17 protein-coding genes are annotated in these 19,369 nt (G+C 60.0%); 10 read left to right on the top strand and 7 right to left on the bottom strand.

What is annotated here, in order from left to right; genetic code table 11:
• Position 1: 1 nt before the first annotated feature.
• From WH7805_RS08680 to queG, 3 genes are all read right to left on the bottom strand, one after another.
• On the bottom strand, positions 2-2,467 hold the full coding sequence (locus WH7805_RS08680) for a DNA topoisomerase (ATP-hydrolyzing) subunit A (RefSeq protein ID WP_006042683.1): 2,466 nt from the start codon (positions 2,465-2,467) through the stop codon (positions 2-4).
• A gap of 88 nt (positions 2,468-2,555) precedes the next feature.
• Positions 2,556-3,407 carry a tetratricopeptide repeat protein gene (locus WH7805_RS08675; RefSeq protein WP_232199043.1) on the bottom strand — a complete coding sequence of 284 codons (852 nt, stop codon included), beginning with the start codon at positions 3,405-3,407 and terminating at the stop codon, positions 2,556-2,558.
• 60 nt (positions 3,408-3,467) lie between these two features.
• Positions 3,468-4,433 (bottom strand): tRNA epoxyqueuosine(34) reductase QueG, encoded by a 966-nt coding sequence (queG, locus tag WH7805_RS08670; RefSeq protein ID WP_006042681.1) that lies wholly within the window; start codon positions 4,431-4,433, stop codon positions 3,468-3,470.
• A gap of 41 nt (positions 4,434-4,474) precedes the next feature.
• Between queG and WH7805_RS08665 the strand changes: the two genes are divergently transcribed.
• The 7 genes from WH7805_RS08665 (at position 4,475) to WH7805_RS08635 (ending at position 11,665) form a co-directional block, all read left to right on the top strand.
• Positions 4,475-5,134, top strand: a complete 660-nt coding sequence (locus WH7805_RS08665; RefSeq protein WP_006042680.1) for an HpsJ family protein — start codon at positions 4,475-4,477, stop codon at positions 5,132-5,134.
• A gap of 49 nt (positions 5,135-5,183) precedes the next feature.
• Complete coding sequence (locus tag WH7805_RS08660) at positions 5,184-5,921, top strand: DUF502 domain-containing protein (RefSeq protein WP_038005298.1); 738 nt, start codon at positions 5,184-5,186, stop codon at positions 5,919-5,921.
• 18 nt (positions 5,922-5,939) lie between these two features.
• A complete protein-coding gene (gene nusB, locus WH7805_RS08655) occupies positions 5,940-6,572 on the top strand; it encodes a transcription antitermination factor NusB (protein ID WP_006042678.1) in 633 nt (210 codons plus the stop codon).
• Between the two features lie 5 nt (positions 6,573-6,577).
• Positions 6,578-8,020 (top strand): signal recognition particle-docking protein FtsY, encoded by a 1,443-nt coding sequence (gene ftsY, locus WH7805_RS08650; RefSeq protein ID WP_006042677.1) that lies wholly within the window; start codon positions 6,578-6,580, stop codon positions 8,018-8,020.
• Between the two features lie 74 nt (positions 8,021-8,094).
• Complete coding sequence (locus WH7805_RS08645; RefSeq protein ID WP_038004583.1) at positions 8,095-9,507, top strand: PP2C family protein-serine/threonine phosphatase; 1,413 nt, start codon at positions 8,095-8,097, stop codon at positions 9,505-9,507.
• A gap of 32 nt (positions 9,508-9,539) precedes the next feature.
• Positions 9,540-10,952, top strand: a complete 1,413-nt coding sequence (argH, locus tag WH7805_RS08640) for an argininosuccinate lyase (RefSeq protein WP_006042675.1) — start codon at positions 9,540-9,542, stop codon at positions 10,950-10,952.
• Between the two features lie 119 nt (positions 10,953-11,071).
• The gene (locus WH7805_RS08635; RefSeq protein ID WP_006042674.1) at positions 11,072-11,665 is read left to right on the top strand and encodes an RNA-binding protein; all 594 of its coding nucleotides are present in this window, start codon (positions 11,072-11,074) and stop codon (positions 11,663-11,665) included.
• An 18-nt stretch (positions 11,666-11,683) separates the two neighbouring features.
• Here WH7805_RS08635 and dusA read toward each other — a convergent pair whose 3' ends face one another.
• A complete protein-coding gene (dusA, locus tag WH7805_RS08630; RefSeq protein ID WP_006042673.1) occupies positions 11,684-12,688 on the bottom strand; it encodes a tRNA dihydrouridine(20/20a) synthase DusA in 1,005 nt (334 codons plus the stop codon).
• A gap of 61 nt (positions 12,689-12,749) precedes the next feature.
• Between dusA and msrB the strand changes: the two genes are divergently transcribed.
• Both msrB and WH7805_RS08620 read left to right on the top strand, forming a co-directional pair.
• Positions 12,750-13,268, top strand: a complete 519-nt coding sequence (gene msrB, locus WH7805_RS08625) for a peptide-methionine (R)-S-oxide reductase MsrB (protein ID WP_006042672.1) — start codon at positions 12,750-12,752, stop codon at positions 13,266-13,268.
• Positions 13,240-14,502 carry an NAD(P)/FAD-dependent oxidoreductase gene (locus WH7805_RS08620; RefSeq protein WP_006042671.1) on the top strand — a complete coding sequence of 421 codons (1,263 nt, stop codon included), beginning with the start codon at positions 13,240-13,242 and terminating at the stop codon, positions 14,500-14,502. The genes msrB and WH7805_RS08620 overlap by 29 nt, the downstream gene beginning before the upstream one ends.
• Before the next feature lie 34 nt (positions 14,503-14,536).
• Here WH7805_RS08620 and WH7805_RS08615 read toward each other — a convergent pair whose 3' ends face one another.
• From WH7805_RS08615 to WH7805_RS08605, 3 genes are read right to left on the bottom strand one after another with little or no spacing between them, the layout of a single operon-like run.
• Positions 14,537-15,790, bottom strand: coding sequence for a type II secretion system F family protein (locus tag WH7805_RS08615; RefSeq protein ID WP_006042670.1), 1,254 nt, complete (start codon positions 15,788-15,790; stop codon positions 14,537-14,539).
• A gap of 16 nt (positions 15,791-15,806) precedes the next feature.
• A complete protein-coding gene (locus WH7805_RS08610) occupies positions 15,807-16,880 on the bottom strand; it encodes a type IV pilus twitching motility protein PilT (protein ID WP_006042669.1) in 1,074 nt (357 codons plus the stop codon).
• A gap of 10 nt (positions 16,881-16,890) precedes the next feature.
• Positions 16,891-18,549, bottom strand: coding sequence for an ATPase, T2SS/T4P/T4SS family (locus tag WH7805_RS08605; protein ID WP_038004581.1), 1,659 nt, complete (start codon positions 18,547-18,549; stop codon positions 16,891-16,893).
• 95 nt (positions 18,550-18,644) lie between these two features.
• Between WH7805_RS08605 and grpE the strand changes: the two genes are divergently transcribed.
• Positions 18,645-19,358, top strand: coding sequence for a nucleotide exchange factor GrpE (gene grpE, locus WH7805_RS08600; RefSeq protein ID WP_006042667.1), 714 nt, complete (start codon positions 18,645-18,647; stop codon positions 19,356-19,358).
• Positions 19,359-19,369 lie beyond the last annotated feature (11 nt).

Raw genomic sequence — 19,369 nt, 5'->3', positions numbered from 1 at the left:
ATCAGTTCAGAAGTGGAACAATGCGTTCGAGTGTTTCTCCGGATTTGAGCGTTAGATCATTCGGTTCACGCGTGAGCAGACGGCCATGACGGCCTGAAGAGGTGACGATGCCGACCAGTCCGGAGCCGACGCAGGCAGCACAAAGTCGATCCTCCCCTTCGTTTCCATCCTGTTCGGGTTGCCAACCGATCACACCCAAATTCCCCCTTTGGCAAAGGCGCACAGTGTCGAGAGACAGCGGTTTGATCCTGCCGTGACGGCTGAACAGCAGCAGCGGGTCCTGTTGCTCGGGGTCTGTCGCGACGGCCGCGATCAATGTTTCTCCGGGTAGCAGGCGCATGGTGACTGGGCCTTGAGCCAGCTTTCCCATCAAGGGAAGATTGTCTTCCGTGACTGGGAGAGGCAAGACGCGACCGAGATCACTGATCAGAGACAGAGTCCCTCCTTCCCGGCAGATCACTGCGGTTTTGAGTTCAACGCCCTCCTTGAGCTTCACCACACTGGCTGCCCGTCCGGAGAGGTCCAGAAGTTCTTGCATCGGCAGCCGTTTGAAACGGCCGTCACTGCTCAGAAGTCCGAGCGATGAGACCGCTGCCTTGTTGCTGTCGGCATCGGCGTCGGGCAGCTGCAAGACCGATACAACGGGATCTCCCTGCAGGGCCGTTGGGAGAAATCGTTCCAGGCTTCCGGGTTGCTGCCCTGCGAATTCCCAGCGGATCAGTGCAACTCGTCCGCTGGCTGTGACCGCCAGAAGTTTGGCGACCGGTTTGATCGGCAGGATGACCCTTGCTGGGGATGGCTCATCACCCAGTGCCGTTGGCTCATTGAGATGCAGCCGGCCCATCAGTTGAGGACTGATCACCTTCACCTGACCGTCGTCTTGAATCAGGATGCGCGAATCAGGTGGGAGGGCGTCGAGAGCCTGTCGGCGCTGCAGTTCTGCATTGGGGCGCTGGTTGGCAGCCCGTTCTGCCAGGAGATGATCACCCCCTTCCACCAGGCGTGTGCGGCGAGGAGTGGCAAAACGCTTCTTGAGTTGACGCAGTTCCTTGGTGAGCGCATCCAGCAACTGATCGCGGTTGTCCAGAAGTAGTTTCAGGCGCTGGCGTTGGGCCCGTAGCTCTTCCGCTTCCTGCCGGAGGCTCTCCCGCTCCAAACCGGTCAAGCGTCGCAGGGGCATGGCCAGGACTGCGTCGGCCTGACGTTCGCTGAGATCGAGATGCACCATCAGGCTGGCCCTCGCGGCAGCGGCATCCTGTGCCTCCTGAATCATGGCAATCACCCGCTGGAGGGATTGCAGTGCCGTGATCAGACCTTCCACCACCTCGAGACGGTCTTCCGCTTTGCGCAGGGCGTGGGTTGTGCGGCGGATCAGGGTCAGTTCCCGGTAGTCAAGGAACGTCTGCAGAAGCTGGCGCAGGGACAGCTGCTGGGGTTGACCATCCACCAGGGCCAGCATGATGGCCCCGAAATTGCTCTGTAGAGACGTCCGTCGTTGCAGATCTTTCAGAACCGCGTCTGGATCGGCATCCCGGCGAAGTTCCACCACGACGCGCATTCCTTCGCGATCGCTTTCATCTCGGATGTCGGCGATGCCGCCGATTTTGCCGTCATTGACCTGTTCGGCCAGCTTTTCGATCCATCCGGCTTTGCTGAGCTGGTAGGGCAGTTCGGTCACGATCACTGCATTGCGTTTATGACGCCCCTTGCCCAGTTGCACCTCTTCCACATGGGCCACACCGCGCATCGGAATACTTCCGCGCCCGCGCAGGTAGGTGTCCCGAACTCCGCTTCCCAGAAGGACTTCACCACCGGTGGGGAAATCGGGTCCTGGGATCAGCTTGAGCAGCTTGTCATTGCTTAGATCCGGTTCGCGCACTAGGGCAATCAGTCCATCCACCACCTCTCCGAGGTTGTGGGGCGGGATGCTGGTGGCCATGCCCACAGCGATACCTGAACATCCGTTGAGGAGAAGAAAGGGCAGCTGGGCAGGCAGAACCGTGGGTTCCTGCTGGGACCCATCGAAGTTGTTGGCGAAGTCGACGGTGTCATTGCCGATTTCATCCAGAAGGCCTTCATGGGCAATCGGAGCCAGACGGGTCTCCGTGTAGCGCATGGCTGCCGGTGGATCGTCGTCAACCGAGCCGAAATTGCCGTGACCGTCTAGCAGTGGATGACGGCTGGAAAAGGTTTGTACCAGACGAACAAGGGCGTCATAGACCGCTTGATCGCCGTGGGGATGGTATTTGCCCAGAACATCTCCAACCACCCGTGCACATTTGCGGTATGGGCGGTCAGGAGTGAGACCCAGTTCGTGCATCGCGTAGAGGATGCGGCGTTGAACCGGTTTGAGTCCATCGCGGACATCAGGCAGGGCCCTGCCCACGATCACGCTCATGGCGTACTCGAGGTAAGAGCGCTGCATCTCCTGATGCAGGGCAATCGGTTGAACGCGCTCCTCGGCCATCCGGTTTGGAATCAAGAAGGCAGAAGGGGCTCAGCCTACAGATCTTCTTTCGCTTGACCAGCCCAAGTCATGCCGAAATTGCATCGAATCATTCTGCGGTTTTGGGATCGGCATTGGCTTCTGCCCGTTCAACGGCGCTTTTTAAAGCCCCCTCTGAGAGCAAAGTTTCTGTTGCTTGGCGCAGTTTCAGGCCCCAGAGTTGGTTTTCCTGATGACCCGGAAGAACGTAATTGGGATCCTCTGCAAGGGCTTTGCGAGCCAGTTCGATGGATTCAGTGTCACCAGGTTTCTGCTTGTTGAGAGCCGCGGCCAGCGCCAGCATCGGCTCAGCGTTGCTTTTGATCTTGAGGACGGAACGCCAACGCTTGATCGCCTCGCTTGTGTTGCCCATTTCGAACAGCACCAGAGCCTGATTGTTGAGAGCTTCCCAAAAACTTGGCTTGATCGATGTGGCTTTTTCAAACGCGCGCAAGGCCTGGCGCAGGTCGTCCTGCATCACTCGGGCATTCCCAAGATCGAAGTAGGCCCCTGCATTTTTGGGATCAAGACGCAAGCCTTCATCCAGCAAAGGAACAGCGTCATCAGGACGGTTGTCTCTGAGGGCCAGCGATGCTTCAGCGAACCAGAGCCCTGCCTTTCCTGGATTCAGAGATTTGGCCTTGGCTAGGGATCCCGCTGCATCGTTGAGTTGATCACTGCGGAGCTGCGCTTCCGCAAGCACAGACCACAAGCGTTCGTCGTTCGGTTGCAGTCGAACTGCCAGGGCCGCCAGACGGGAGGCTTCCTCAGGCTGACCAAGCCTCAGCAGCTGTGCGGCTGTACGGCCGATGCCAATGCCTGCACCTTCCAGTTCCTGGGTGCTGGGTGTGTACACATAGGGAACCAAGGCCCTGGCAGGGGCCGTTGTCGTGGCACCAACCGATCCCAGCATCAGGGACATCACCAGGGACTTCTGCCAGAGCTTCCAGGAACGAGCCGGTCCCATTGTTGAACCATAAGTTCAACTCAGGTTAGGTCCGCCATCGAGGCGTGCGGCTTCAGCGTTGCGACGCCACATCCAGGGTTTGATGCGTTTCAGTGCTGACCCTTTCAGCCGTTCCGCCCAGTCCTGATCCGTCCAGCTCTGGATGATCTCCGGGGTCAGATCCAGCAGCCAGGGTCTTGGCTGCATGTCGGGATCATCACTGGAGGGCAGCACATCGGTCTGATTGAAGGGGCAGACGTCCTGACAGATATCGCATCCGGCGACCCAGCCCCCCAGGGCGTTGGCGATCGGTGCCGGGAGCTTCCCATTGCGATTTTCAATCGTGTGATAAGCGATGCATCGCCTGGAGTCCACCACAAATGGTTCGGTGATCGCCTGCGTCGGGCAGGCGTCCATGCAGGCGCGGCAACGACCGCAACGGGACGCAGCCGGTTGATCAGCAACGAGGGGTTCACTGGTGAGCAGATGCCCGATCACCATCCACGACCCGCGCGTGGGGTGAATCACGTTGCTGTGCTTTCCGATCCAGCCAAGTCCAGCTTCTTCCGCCCAAGCCTTATCGAGCAGGGGCTCTGCATCCACGCACGCACGCCAGCGGCAGTTCGGTCTTTGATCCTGCAGCCAGCGACCCACCCTCCTCAGGCGCTGGTTCACCACCCGGTGATAATCGCGGCCCCAGCCGTAGCGAGCCACTGCCAGGCGGTTGTGGCGGCGTTCATGAGCAACGTGATAGTTGAGCCCAACGGCTAGCAAACTTCGGGCTCCTTCCAAGAGGGTGTCAGCGGACCTGCGTCTGGGCGCTTCCATCCAGCCCATGTCGGCTTGGTGTCCGGCGTCTAGCCAACGTTGCAAAGCGTCCGTGCGCAAGCGCAGGCGTGGACTCCCGGGGAGCGTGGCGATGCCGACGGGTTCGAATCCTTCCGCTCTGGCCCGCTCCTTGAGGGACAGGCTCAGCTGCGCACCGTCGTCAGGGACGTTCACGAAAACTAACCGTAAAGTTGGACACCTTTTGACATCGTGACGTGTCCGCATCCCACCAGGAGTCCTCACCTCGGCTTGCGCCGCTTCTGCGCTGGCTTGGGCTCACCCTGGTTCTGCTTCTCGCTTTGCAGCTCGGTGTGGTGCTCAGCGCTGCGGATTGGAGTGATGAGGTTTATCAACAACTGTTGATCGAACGGTTGGTCAGTCAGGCGCCGATGGGATTCATCGGTCTGTTACTCATGCTGATCTCTTCGCGTTTGGACCAGCCCCGATCAGAGCGGACGCCGATCCGGATTGTGGTCTGCGTGCTTGCGGCACTGCTCGCTCTGGCCATGATCGCTGTGATTCCACTTGGTATCAGTGGTAATCAGTCCCTCTCTGTTGAAGCCGATCAAAGCCTGAATCAGAAGCGTGGGCAATTAGAGATGGCGAGACAGCAGTCCGCCAATCCCGACAACGTGAAGATTCTCGGGGAGCAGCTCGCTCAGGCTGGGCAGCTGCCTGCTGATGCAACCGATGAGGACAAGTCCAAGGCGGCGCAGGAGTTCATCGACAAGCAGTTGTCACAGATGGATCAGCAGATTCAACAGGCCGAACGCCAGCGCAACCTGGCCGTGAATCAGCGCCGTTTTGGAGGCACCCTCAGTGCAGTTGTGCTCGCAGTGGCCTTGGCACTGCTTGCGATAACCGCTGTCCTCTGATCGCTGGTTAAGTTAGTGGAACACGTTGGCCGCAGGCCCCGGGCGTTCCTTGGTCCAGTCCAATCCAAGACCTGATCTGCCTCTTGGCGCCAGGCTTCAGCAGGATCTCAAGAATGACCTGATCGCAGGTCTGCTTGTGGTGATTCCTCTGGCCACCACGATTTGGCTGGCCACCATCGTCAGCCGCTTCGTTCTGGCCTTCCTCACGTCGATCCCTAAGCAGTTCAATCCGTTCATCACGCTCAATCCGCTTCTGCAGGATCTGATCAACTTGGCCCTTGGGCTCACAGTTCCTTTGTTGGGAATTCTGTTGATCGGTCTGATGGCCAGGAACATCGTGGGGCGTTGGTTGCTGGAGTTCGGTGAGGGAACGCTCCAGCGCATTCCGCTTGCAGGTTCGGTCTACAAAACCCTCAAACAACTTCTTGAAACCTTTCTGCGCGATAACTCACAACGCTTTCGCAGGGTCGTTCTTGTGGAATATCCCAGGGAGGGTCTTTACAGCGTTGGTTTTGTCACAGGAGAAGTTGGTCCCACGTTGCAATCGGAGCTTGAAGAACGTTTGCTGAGTGTGTTTATCCCCACAGCTCCCAATCCCACCACCGGTTGGTACACCCTCGTGCCTGAATCGTCGGTAAGAGATCTGAATCTTTCCGTTGAGGATGCTTTTAAAACGATCATTTCGGCTGGAATCGTGAACCCTGATGCCAGGGAGGCGCCAGCTGGCCGCAGCTTTTCGAGCCTGATCGCCCAGCTCAGAGCTTCTGTTGCACCGTCTTCGTCTTGAGTCGTTCGTTAAAGATCTATGCAGACCCGTTCCCTCTCCCGTGAGCTCGCCTTGCTTGTGCTCAGCCAGTGCGCCGAGCGGGACCGTTCCCTTTCTTTGGATTCTCTCGAGGCTCTTCTTCAGAAGGCCCTGGAGAGTTTGATGCAGCACTGGCGCGAGGTTCTCGATCGATGTGCTGCCGATCTGGAGAAGGCCCAGCAGTCGTTGTTAGACAGTGAGCTGCAGGAGGGTTCAAAGGCTGCAGTCATGCCGGTCCGTGATCATTTGCGTGAATCCTTATCCAATGCGGAGCAGGTGCTGAATGGTCTCTCGGCAAGCCTTGAGTTGCCCAGATTGTTGGCTCTGGCTGATCAGGAGATGGTGCAGAAGGAGGCGATGCGCAGGGTTCAACTGGTCCTCGATGCCCGTGCATCCCTTGATGACCAGCTGGATGGGGTAATGGAGGGTTGGCGTCTCAGCCGCCTTCCCCGCATCGATCGCGACATCCTCCGCCTTGCTGTTGTTGATCTGCAGACGATGAAGACGCCTGCGTCTGTCGCTTGCAGTGAAGCCGTTGAGCTTGCCAACCGTTACAGCGATGAGCAGGGTCGCCGCATGATCAATGGGGTGCTGCGCCGCCTGCAGAATGCCTCTTCCCAGGCAGTGTCCTGACTCTCATGGTCTACGACTGGTTCAACCGGCAGTCTGAGACTGCCCCAACTCAGCCCCCGGCAGATTCCGACGCCACATCGCAGGAACCGCAGCAGGAAACGGCTGCCAATGCCGACGACGATCCTCTGGAGTGGGCACGGCAGGCTTACGCCCGTTTGAAAGCGCAGAAAGAGCAGGCCAACGCGATCGTTGCGGAACCGGTTCCTGAATCAAACCCCGCAGCTGAATCTGAATCCCAACCTGAATCCGCAGCAGAGCCAGAGCCAGCCGAGGCAGAGCCAGCACCCGTTGCTGGTTTGTCCCTGCTCGAGCAGGCCGCGGCCCAACGCCAAGAACGACAGCAGCAACTCGAACAGGAGCCGGAGGTTGCCGCTCAACCGATTGCTGAGGCAGAGGCAACTGATAACGCCGATCGCGACGAGGAGCCAAGTCTTGGTGAGTTCGACGACACCTTCACTTGGTCTGCGGAGGTGCTGGCCGCCCAGGGCCGTCAGGCAGGCCAGGTCACCTTGGAGGAGATCGACTGGCTCGGTCGTTTGCGGCAAGGCCTGGAGAAAACCCGACAGGGTTTTGTTACCGGGCTTCTGGAGAATCTGGGTGATGACCCCCTCACCCCGGAGGTGCTCGATGATCTGGAGTCATTGCTGCTTCGCGCCGACGCCGGGGTGAAGGCCACCGATCAGGTGCTGGATGCGTTGCGCAAGCGCATGAACGAGCAGGTGGTGGATCCAAGCGAAGGCATTCGTTTTCTCAAGGAGCAGCTTCGAGATCTTTTAGATGCTCCGATCAAGTCCAGCGGCGTTGAACTTCTCGCACCTCAGCGTGGTCAGCTCAATGTTTGGCTGATGGTCGGTGTCAATGGCGTAGGGAAGACCACAACCCTCGGCAAGTTGGCCAATCTGGCGGTACGCAGCGGCTATTCCGCGATGATTGCTGCCGCCGATACGTTCCGGGCGGCGGCGGTTCAGCAGGTGCAGGTTTGGGGTGATCGCAGCGATGTTCCGGTGGTGGCCAACCCTTCGGCGAATGCGGATCCTGCAGCCGTGGTGTTTGATGCCATCGGGGCTGCCCGATCCAAAAGCACGGATCTGGTGCTGGTGGACACCGCCGGTCGCCTGCAGACCAAACACAACCTGATGGAAGAACTCAACAAGATTCGCAGGGTTGTGGATCGCTTGGCCCCTGACGCAACCGTGGAATCCCTGCTTGTGCTCGATGCCAGCCAAGGTCAGAACGGTCTCAAACAAGCCATGGCTTTTGCTCGCGCAGCCGGGCTGACCGGGGTGGTGATCACCAAACTTGATGGCACGGCTCGGGGGGGTGTTGCTCTGGCTGTTGCTTCGGAAGCCGGGCTTCCCATCCGTTTCATCGGTGCCGGGGAAGGAATCCGTGATCTGCGGCCTTTCAACAGTTTCGAATTCGTTGAAGCGCTGCTCGCCGGTCGCTGAGTGGTCACTTGCCCTTGGGCTGCAGTAGCCCGCAGTAAACCTTGCTACGTTGCGGGCCCTGCCATGGTGGTGCCGTGAGCAGCAAGCCACCACGGCGACATCCGGCCTCTCCTGCCCGTAGTGCTAGTCAGCAGCCCCTGACGGCTACGGCATCACTGCGTCAGCTTCTCGACAGCTTGGTTCGCGAACAACGCTCCAACCAGGAGCTGTTGGTGTCGCTCGGGTTTGCTCTGCGCAGTTTCACCAACCTCAACCGTTTTCTCGAACTCGTCCCCGTTGTGGCAGCCCGCCTGGTTGGCGTTGAAGGCGCACTTCTGGTGCCGTTTCAGGGGGATGGCCGCCTCTGGGCGGATCAGATTCAAATGCTCCCCGGCGTGCGTTCGGCGTCGCTACTTCAGACGTTGAGCCAGCACGAACCTGGCCGGTCTGCAGGCTTCGGCTCTGATGACGCTCTTGTGCTGGCGCTGGATCGGCTGGTTCAGGGTCAGTTGGGGTCTGCCGGGATGTTCGCCACCTCTGTGGTGGCGAGAGGCCGGCAGCGGGGTCGTCTTTACGTGTTTGAGCCCAAAGGGTCTCTGGTGTGGAGCGACGTGCATCGCCGGCAGGTGCAACTGGTTGCTGATCTCACCGGTGTCGCGATTGAAAATGACCAGATGCTGCAGGAAGCCAGGCGCCATGAGCGCGTGGATCGTCAGCTCAGCATCGGCGCGGAGATCCAGGCCCAGCTCCTGCCGGATCATTGCCCAGTGATTGAAGGGGTGGAGCTGGCGGCGCGCTGTCGGCCGGCGTTTCAAGTGGGTGGCGATTACTACGACTTCATTCCAACGCGCCCCGAGTTGATCGGACGTCGCCGGGAACGGGGTCGCTGGGCCCTGGTGATGGGTGATGTGATGGGCAAGGGGGTACCCGCGGGGCTGCTGATGACCATGCTTCGCGGCATGTTGCGGGCCGAGGTGCTGAGTGGATTACCGCCGGATCGGATTCTTCACGATCTCAATCAGCTGGCTCTTGAGGATCTGTCCCAGTCCCATCGCTTCGTGACTCTCTTTTATTCGGATTTCGATCCGCGGACCCGTCGGTTGCGCTTTGCCAATGCCGCACACAATCCGCCTTTGATCTGGCGTGCTCAGCAACGCACGATCAGCCGTCTGGATGCGCCGGGATTGTTGATTGGCTTGCAGCCCGAGGCGGATTACGGCACCGGCTCCGTCGTTTTGGAACCAGGAGATGTGCTGCTGTATTACACCGATGGGGTCACCGAAGCTCCAGGCATCACCGGGGATCGTTTTGATGAAGCAAGGTTGATCCGCAGCCTGGAATCAGCCTGCCGTTCAGGTTCAGGCTCCCAGGGAATTCTCGATCAGTTGTTCGATCGCCTGGATCGTTTCGTGGGGGCCGATCGTCAGCTGGAAGATGATGCGTCGATGGTGGTGTTGAAGGTGCGCGAGGAGGTGATGCTCCCCTCGGTATCCCGTTCTCCGGCCTGACAAGCTGAGGGCATCTGTACAGAGGTGAGGTGATGGCTGGCGGAGTGACAGGAGGAGGCTCCGCAACCTGGAGTGATCGCTTCGAGCAGGGATTGCATCCGGTCATTGAGCGCTTCAATGCCTCGATTGGCTTTGATATCAATCTCCTGCAGGAGGATCTCGACGGATCCATCGCCCATGCCCGCATGCTGGCGCAGTGTGGCGTGATCAGTGAGGTTGAGGGGGATCAACTTTGCGGTGGATTGGAGCAGATTCGGTCTGAGGCGGCCGAGGGCCGCTTCCAACCTGGCCTGGAGGATGAGGATGTGCACTTTGCGGTGGAGCGCCGTCTGATTGCTCTGCTTGGACCTGTTGGCAAGAAACTGCACACCGGCCGCAGTCGCAATGATCAGGTGGGAACGGATCTGCGCCTTTGGCTGCGACGACGCATCGATGAGCTCATTCCTCAGGTGAAGACATTGCAAAAGGCCCTTTTACGTCAGGCCCTCAACCATCGTCAGACGTTGATCCCTGGTTACACCCATCTGCAGCGCGCGCAACCTGTTTGCTTGGCCCATCATCTGCTGGCCTATGTGGAGATGCTTGAGCGAGATCGGCAGCGTCTTGAGGATGCGCGCAAGCGAGTGAATGTTTCACCACTGGGTGCAGCTGCGCTAGCCGGCACTCCTGTGCCCATCGATCGGCGAAACACTGCCGCGGCTCTTGGTTTTGACAGCCTCTATGCCAATAGCCTTGATGCCGTGAGCGACAGGGATTTTGCAGTGGAATTCTCTGCTGCCATCTCCTTGGTGATGGTGCATCTCAGCCGCCTTGGGGAGGAGGTGATCTTCTGGGCTTCCGAGGAATGCGGCTTTGTTCGGCTCAGTGATCGCTGTGCGACTGGAAGCAGCCTGATGCCTCAGAAGAAAAATCCGGATGTGCCCGAATTGGTGAGGGGAAAGTGCGGACGGGTGTTTGGTCATCTCCAGGGCCTGCTGACGATGATCAAGGGCTTGCCTCTGGCTTACAACAAGGATTTCCAGGAAGACAAAGAGGCCCTGTTCGATGTGGTCTCCACAGGTTCCCAGTGCTTGGAAGCGATGACCATCCTGATGGACGAGGGCCTCAGCTTCCGGGAAGACCGTTTGGAAGCAGCAGTGGCTTCCGACTTCTCCAATGCCACTGACGTTGCTGATTACCTTGTGGCTCGCCAGGTTCCCTTCCGGGAGGCTTATCAGATCGTTGGCTCGGTGGTGAAGCAATGTCTGAGCGAGGGGCTGTTGCTGCGGGACCTCAGCCTGGATCGCTGGCAAAATTTTCACCCTGCGATTGAATCTGATCTCTTTGAGGCACTGGCTCCTCGCCAGGTTGTGGCGGCGCGAACCAGTGAAGGCGGAACGGGCTTCGATCGCGTGGAGGAACAGTTGTCAGTTTGGAGTGAGCGGTTGGAATTAACGAATGGATGAACATTTCGCGTGGACGGGTCTACGCTGAGCAAGCCGGAGGTGACGCGTTCCTTCACTGGACCTTGACCCGATGGCTTGTCTGATCCCAAGGGTCTCTTTCATTCAGGTTCATCAGGAACGTGAGCATTTTTGTAGGCAATTTGCCCTTCCGCGCTGAGCAGGAAGACGTCATTGAATTATTCGCTGCTTTCGGAGAGGTCACGAACTGTGCCCTCCCCCTTGAGCGCGATACCGGTCGCAAACGCGGTTTTGCCTTCGTGGAAATGGCTGATGACGCGGCCGAAGCCGCTGCCATCGAAGCCCTCCAGGGTGCTGAGCTGATGGGGCGTCCTCTGCGAATCAACAAGGCGGAGCCTCGCGGGAGCGCACCTCGTCGTGGTGGTGGCGGTGGCGGCTACGGCGGCGGCGGTGGTGGTGGCTACGGCGGTGGCGGTGGTGGTGGCTACGGCGGTGGCGGTGGTGGTGGTTACCGCGGCGGCGGCGGTGGTTACAACGACGGCGGCGGCGGCTACGGCGGTGGCGGTGAGCGCCGCTCGGGTGCCCGCGGATGGGAAGATCGTAGTTATGGCGGCGGCAGTGGAGCTGCTGGTGGCGGTGGTTACAGCGATGGTGGCGGCGGAGATGACGGCCGCAGCCGTCGCCGGCGTGGGGGAGCTGCACCCAGTGAGGGCGGCGGAGATGACTACAGCGGTTACGGCGGCGCTGAAGGCTGACTCTTCCGCATTGTCTCGTTACAGCCCGGCATCGATCAGCTGCCGGGCTGATGACTCCAGCACTGTGAGATCGGCGCCGGCACGCTGAGCGTTCTGGCCCAAGTCACGGCGCCAATGACGGGCTCCAGGAACCCCTTCCACCAGTTGCACGAGATGACGGCCGATGTCCCAGAGACGGCCTCCGCGCTGGAGGTGTCGTTCGGCATGGGGGATTAGGCCGATCAGTACGTCGGATGCCCGTACGGTGCGACAAACATCTCCATAGATGAGCTCATCCACTGAAGCCCAGCGCAGGGGGTGGGCATAGGCCGCACGGCCCACCATGGCACCGTCACAGTGCTGCAAGGCATCAAGGCACTGTTCCGGGGTGTCGAGGCCTCCGTTCAGTTCGATCGTGAGCTGCGGTCTGCGCTTTTTCAGGGCAATCACCCGGTCGTGTTGCAGGGGGGGGATCGTGCGGTTCTGTTTGGGGTCAAGACCCTCTAGCCACGCTTTGCGCGCATGCACACTGAAGCGAGAGGCACCGGCATCAGCCACCCGGTCCACGAAAGCAGTGAGCAGATCATCGCTGTCGAGATCATCGATCCCCACGCGGTGCTTCACCGTGATGGGCCGATCGCTCGCCGACACCATGGCTTCCACGCACTGCGCTACACGTTCTGGTTCCGCCATCAGACAAGCGCCGAAATTGCCGGCTTGCACCCTCGGGCTGGGGCAGCCCACATTCAGGTTGATCTCGTCGTAGCCCCAGTCCGCAGCCATTCGGGTGGCTTCGGCAAGCAGCCGGGGTTCGTCACCTCCCACCTGCAGCACGATCGGGTGTTCTTCTGGATCGAAACCCAGCAGTCGTTCCCTGCGGTTGCTGTGGTGCAGCGCCTGGGCCACCACCATTTCGCTGTACAGCAGTGAATGGCGGCTGATCAACCGCATCAACTGGCGGAAATGCCGGTCGGTGCAGTCCAGCATCGGGGCGACGCTGAAACGCCAGGGGGGTTCCCGATCGGCATCAGTGAGGGAATCCATCCCCCCATGGTGCCTGGCCTTGGGGTTCAGTTTGCTTAGAACAGACCCATATCAACCGGAGATGACAGCGATGACTCCCACCGTTGAGCATTGGTTGCTGAGCAGACGGTCCCTGATGGTGGCGACGGCAGCGGGTTTGTTTGGGGTGTTCAGAGCTCCAGACCGGGTGTTGGCGGCCTCCAAGGCGTCTGATTCGGCCTGGGATCTGACGGATGCGGAATGGAAGAAGCGCCTCACACCAGAGGCCTATTCAGTGCTGCGCAAGGAGGGCACTGAACGTCCGTTCACGAGTGCGTTGAACAACGAGAAACGAACCGGCACGTATCACTGCGCCGGGTGCGATCTGCCTTTGTTCTCCTCAAAGGCCAAGTTTGACAGTGGCACCGGCTGGCCCAGTTTCTTTGAGCCTTTGCCGGGTGCGATCGCCACGAAAGTAGATTTCAAACTGATCGTTCCGCGTACGGAATACCACTGCAGCCGCTGCGGCGGACACCAGGGCCATGTGTTCAATGACGGCCCCCGGCCGACCGGCAAGCGCTATTGCAACAACGGTGTTGCCCTGCGCTTCCAGCCTTCTTGATCTGATCGTTGTTGGTGGTGGTCCTGCCGGAACCATGGCAGCGATCACCGCCGCTGAGCAGGGCCTGGCTCAGGTGTTGGTGCTGGAAGGCACTCCGGAGCCTCTGCAGAAGGTGCGCATCAGTGGCGGCGGCCGCTGCAACGTGACCCATGCTTGCTGGGATCCACGCGAGTTGGCCAGCCACTATCCGCGCGGCAGCAGGCCCTTGCGCGGTCCGTTCAGTCGCTTCGCCTGCGGTGATGCCATCGCCTGGTTTGAAGAACGTGGTCTCACGCTGGTGGAGGAGCCCGACGGACGCCTGTTCCCCCAGGAGAACCGATCCGAGGCGGTGATCCGCTGCCTGCAGCAGGCAGCAGCAGCAGCCGGCGTGCAATGGCGGCTGCGGGCCATGGTGCAGCAGATCACACCCCATCCTCAGGGTGGCTTTTTGATTGAGGGCCGCGGCCTGGAGCAGCCCTTGCGGGCCCGCAGCGTGATGCTGGCCACCGGTGGTCACCCCAGTGGTCGCAAACTGGCTACTGGGCTTGGCCATCAGGTGGTGCCACCGGTGCCGTCGCTGTTCAGCCTCTCGCTGCAGGCCCGGGAGCTCACAGCTTGCAGCGGCATCGCCCTTGATGATGTGGGCTTGGATCTGAAGCTGGGTGATCAGCGTTTTCGCCAGACCGGTCGGGTGCTGATCACCCACCGGGGTTTGAGCGGTCCTGCCACTCTGCGGCTTTCGGCGTTTGCAGCCCGAGCACTGCATCAGAGCCATTACAAGGGGGATCTGAAGGTGGATTGGAGTGCTGGGCTGGGCCGCTCCGGAGTAGTCCAGCGGTTGCAGCAGTGGCGCCAAGAGCAGGCCCGGCGAACCGTGTCAGCCGCCAAGCCTTTGGATCACCTGCCGCGTCGGTTGTGGCAGGCCTTTCTGGCTCTGGCTGGAGTGGAGGCTGACCGGCGCTGGGCGGATCTGCCGATGAAGGCCGAGCGACAGCTGGTGGAGATTCTCTGCGCTCAGCGGCTGGCCATCCAGGGACGTGGCCCTTTTGGAGAGGAGTTTGTAACGGCTGGCGGCGTGGATCTCGGTGAGGTGAACCTGGCCACAATGGAAAGCCGCCGCTGCCCTGGTTTGTATCTGGCCGGTGAATTGTTGGATGTGGATGGCGTGACCGGTGGCTTCAATTTCCAGGCCTGCTGGAGCGGCGGCTGGCTGGCTGGGATGGCGATTGCAGGTGTTAATCAAGCTGATTGCTAATCACTGAAGCAATCAAGTGCTTTCTTACTTCTGTTTATTGAATCTGATCAAACACGGTGAACATCGGCAGGTACATCGCCAGCAAAATTGAGCCCACTATTCCGCCCACCACCACGATCATCGCGGGTTCAAGCATTGAGGTGAGCGCCTTCACGGATGCCGAAACCTCGTCTTCGTAGAAGTCGGCTACTTTGCTCAGCATCTGATCCATCTCACCGGTTTCCTCGCCGATTGAGAGCATGCTCAGGGCCATATCCGGCAACACTTTCTGGCGAGTGAGCGCTGTGCTCAGCAGTACTCCCTCCTGAACAAGTGCGCGCGATTCAAGGATGGCGTCGGAGATGATCGAATTGCCTGCTGTTTCGCTGGAGATCTCCAGCGACATCAGAATCGGTACGCCAGCGCGGGTAAGCGAACTGAAGATTCGGCAGAATTGGGCGGTGGCGGTTTTCATGATCAAGTCGCCAAATAGTGGAACTTTCAGCATCAGTCGATCAACCACTCGGCGGCCCTTGTGGGTGCTGTAGTAACGGCTGAACAGCCAGATGCCCACCAGAAGTGCACCGGCGAAAAGAATTGCGGCTGAGGAGCGCAGCAGTTTGCTCAGGTCCACCATCAGCTGTGTGAACAGCGGTAGTTCAGCCCCCAGGTCTTCGAAGATTCCCGCAAAGGTGGGAATCAGGAAGATGGTCATTCCCAGGAACACCAGAATCGCAATCACCAGAACGGCCACCGGGTAGCCAAGCGCTCCCTTGATCTGGTTCTGCAATCGGGCGTTGTCTTCCAGCAGCTTGGCCAGACGCTTCAGCGACTCATCCAGCACGCCGCCAGCCTCACCGGCTTCCACCATGGCGACGGTGAGTTGATCAAACACCTTCGGCCACTGGCGCATGGCAGCTCCCATGGCTGTGCCCTGGTTCACTTCCAGTCCCACGGCGGTGAGCGCCTTCTTGAACATCGGCAGCTTCTGCTGGGTGGCCATCAGATCGAGGCTGCGCACGATCGGCACACCGGCATCCACCAGCGCAGCCAGTTTGCTGGCCCAGACCGCTTTGTCTTTCACTCCTGGAGGCTTTTGGAACATCTCCCCAAGATCCACGGACAGGATCCCACCGCTGGCCTTGGCCTCTTGCGGGCGTTTTGCTGAAGTTTCGGCAGCCCTCAGTTCTGTTGCCTTAATGCCACGGCGGCGGAGTTGTTTGCGTGCCGTCTGAACATCCTTTGCCCGAATGATTACCGAGCGCGTCTGACCGGTGGCGGAGGTGTAGTTGGCGGTGAATTTGGCCATAGCGAACGGCAGCGCCTCAACCAGCCGCGAGCCGATCCAGTTCGGAGGGTTTGCTCGCCTTTGCCCGCGCCTCCTGAAGGGTGATGTCTCCTCGATTGATCAGATCTGCTAGCGCCTTCTCCAGGGTCTGCATGCCCAGTTCGCCACCGGTTTGAATCTGTGAATACAGCTGGGCGGTTTTTCCTTCGCGGATGAGATTGGCGATGGCCGGCGTGTTGATCATGATTTCCTGCGCCATCACCCGGCCGAATTGTCCAGGTGCAGGGTTGCGGCGGCGGCATAGGGTTTGAGAGAACACGGCTACCAGGCTCCCCGAGAGCTGCACGCGGATTTGGGTCTGCTGAGCGGGAGGGAACACATCCACCATGCGGTCCACGGTCTGGGCCGCTGAGCTGGTGTGCAACGTGCCGAACACCAGGTGTCCGGTTTCAGCAGCGCTGATCGCCAGCTGGATGGTTTCCAGATCGCGCATTTCTCCCACCAGGATGACGTCGGGGTCTTCCCTCAGGGCTGCTCGCAGTGCATTGGCGAAACTGCGGGTGTCTTCGTTGAGCTGGCGTTGATGCACCAGGCTCTGATCGCTCTTGTACACGAATTCGATCGGATCCTCGATCGTGAGGATGTGTTCCGCCCGGCTGTGGTTGATGTGATCCAGCAGGGCCGCCAGGGTGGTGGTTTTGCCTGACCAAGTCGGGCCGGTCACGAGCACTAATCCCCGGGGGCGTTTGCTCGTTTCCACCACCACGGGAGGAAGATTCAGCAGTTCGATGCTGGGGATTTTGCTACCGAGAGCGCGCAGACAGGCGGCATAGCTGCCTTTCTGGCGGTATACATTCACCCGGAAGCGGGCCACGCCTTTGAGTCCGTAGGCACAGTCGAGCTCCCAGGTCTGTTCGAGTGTTTTGCGCTGGCTGTTGTTAAGCATGGAGAAGATCAGCCGGTTGCAGCTTTCCTCCATCAGGGGCTCGTCGCGCATGGGCCGCAACTGGCCGCTGAAGCGGCCGTAGGGGGGTTGACCGCTGGCGATGTGAAGGTCGCTGCCGCCTGCCTCCACCAGCTCCTGCATCAGGTCCTCGATCATCAGTTCCATGATGTGGCCCTCATTGGCGTGGGGTAAGGCAGTACGGACATTCCAGCCAACCTTCCTGAAGTCCGCCACCACATCCGCTGCAGCTGAGCGTGCTCAGGGCTCGGGCCCGGCGTTCGGATTCGAGGCCTGCATCAGTGAGCACCATGCGGCCGACTTCCTCCAGGGTGGTGCGCCCTTCGCGAACCAGATCAAGGCTGTAGCCCAACAGTGTTTTCATCCCTGATTCCAGGGCCAGCTGGCGCACCATGTCGGTGGTGGCTCCCTTGGCCACCGCAGCAGCCATCACTTCATTCATGCGCAGCACCTCATAAACCCCCACCCGGCCCTTGTAGCCGCTCCCCTGACAGGTGGGACATGCGTCCGGATGCCCTTCTCGGTGGTTGGGTTTGAAGAACGTCACGCCCTCCTCATTGCTGGTCATCAAACCGAACCGACCAAGTTCCTCAGCTTTCGGGTGGTAAGGAATGCGGCAGTCCGGGCAGACACGCCGCAGCAATCGCTGGGACACGATGCCGATCAGTGACGCGCTCACCATGAAGGGTTCAACGCCCATCTCATCCAGTCGGGCGATGGCACTGGGAGCGTCGTTGCAATGCAACGTGGTGAGCACGAGGTGACCTGTCAGTGCTGCTTCGATGGCCGTCTTGGCTGTTTCCAAGTCACGGGTCTCCCCCACGAGCAGCACATCCGGGTCCTGGCGCATGAAGGCCCGCAGCGCCTGGCTGAAATCGAAACCTTTCTCCCGGTTCACTTGGCATTGGGTTATGCCTGGGAGGGTGTATTCGATCGGATCCTCCACTGTGGAGATATTGATCCCGGGGTCGTTGCGTTCCGCCAGCAGGGAATAGAGCGTGGTGGATTTCCCCGATCCGGTGGGCCCGGTCACCAGGATCATTCCGAAGGGTTTGGAACCCAGGGATCGCACGGTGTCAAGCGTTGACTCACTCGTGATCAGCTTGTCGAGGCCTAGCTGAGTGGCGGAGCTATCCAGCAGGCGTAACACGATCTTTTCCCCAAATCGGCTGGGCAGGCAATTCACCCTGAAGTCCACGGTGCGGTGCTGGAATCTGCGCCGGATTCGCCCGTCCTGGGCCATGCGCCGTTCAGCAATATCTAAGTCCGCCATGATTTTGAAGCGGGAGGTCACCGCCGGTACCAAGCGGCTCGGCAGAGGTTCGATGCTGCTCTGCAGAACGCCGTCCTGGCGGAAGCGCAATTGCAGCCCAGCCTGCTGGGGCTCCACGTGAATATCGCTGGCTCCCAGCTGCAGCGCCTGCATCAGGATCCGGTCCACGAGATTGATCACCGGTGAACGATCCGCATCGTTCAGTCCGTCTTCCAGATCCACGATGGAGGAAGACTGCAGCGCGGCTTGATCGGGGTCGTCTTCCAGTACCCCGTCCACGGTGAATTCCGCGAGATAGGAGGTGGCCGTGTCGGCGATGCTCTCCGTGTTTTCGTCGTTGTCGTCTGGGGCCTGACCGGGTTCCGCCCTTGCTGGCTTGAGAAGGCTGCTAAGCGCCGCAGTCAGTTCGCCATGGCGAGTGGGATCCAGTCCCATCGCCGCGAGATCGTTCAGAAGATCCGGTTCGTCAGCGCTGCTGAGAGTCCCAGGGATCGCTCGCTTCAGCAGCAGTTCCAGTTCCAAACGTCGGCGAACGTCACTCACAGTTCATCCAATCGAAAAGGTGCGGGCTTCCGCCGCTTGTGGGAGGCGTACCTCACCCATCAACATGTCTAGACGTGAATTCGCAACCGGTCAGCATGAGTGGCGACGTCTCCACCCCTGAGCAGGAACCCGCCCAGGCTGTCTCCGACGGTCAGCAGCCTGCTGTCAATCCCACCGATTCAGTGGAGGCCGCTGCGTCTCCTGATTCCGGCACCGTGGCTGAGGCACCGCAAAGCGGTGACAATGAAGCCCGACTGGAGCAACTTGAGCGGGAGCACAACAGCCTGCGGGATGAGCACGATGTGCTGAGAGGTCAGTACATGCGCATCGCCGCCGACTTTGACAACTTCCGCAAGCGCCAGAGCAGAGATCAGGACGAGCTCAAGATTCAGCTCACCTGCAGCACGCTGAGCGAGATTCTTCCCGTTGTCGACAACTTCGAGCGTGCCCGCCAGCAGCTTGATCCTCAGGGAGAGGAGGCACAGGCTCTGCACCGCAGCTACCAGGGTCTCTACAAACAGCTGGTCGATGTGCTCAAGCAGCTTGGCGTGGCTCCAATGCGTGTGGTCGGCCAGGAGTTCGATCCCACCTTGCACGAAGCGGTTCTTCGAGAACCCAGCGATGCCCATGCCGAGGATGTGGTGATTGAGGAGTTGCAGCGCGGCTACCACCTCAACGGAAAGGTGCTGCGCCACGCCATGGTCAAGGTTTCGATGGGCCCAGGCCCGCAGAATGCGCCTGCCGAGGCCGGAGCAACATCGGATGATTCTGCCGCTGACGAAGGCGGTTCAGGCGATGGCAACGGTTGATCCGATGATCA

It is taken from the genome of Synechococcus sp. WH 7805, assembly GCF_000153285.1.
Lineage (GTDB): Bacteria > Cyanobacteriota > Cyanobacteriia > PCC-6307 > Cyanobiaceae > Synechococcus_C.
Note: the sequence above shows the minus strand (reverse complement) of the source record. Positions and strands in the feature narration are given on the sequence as shown.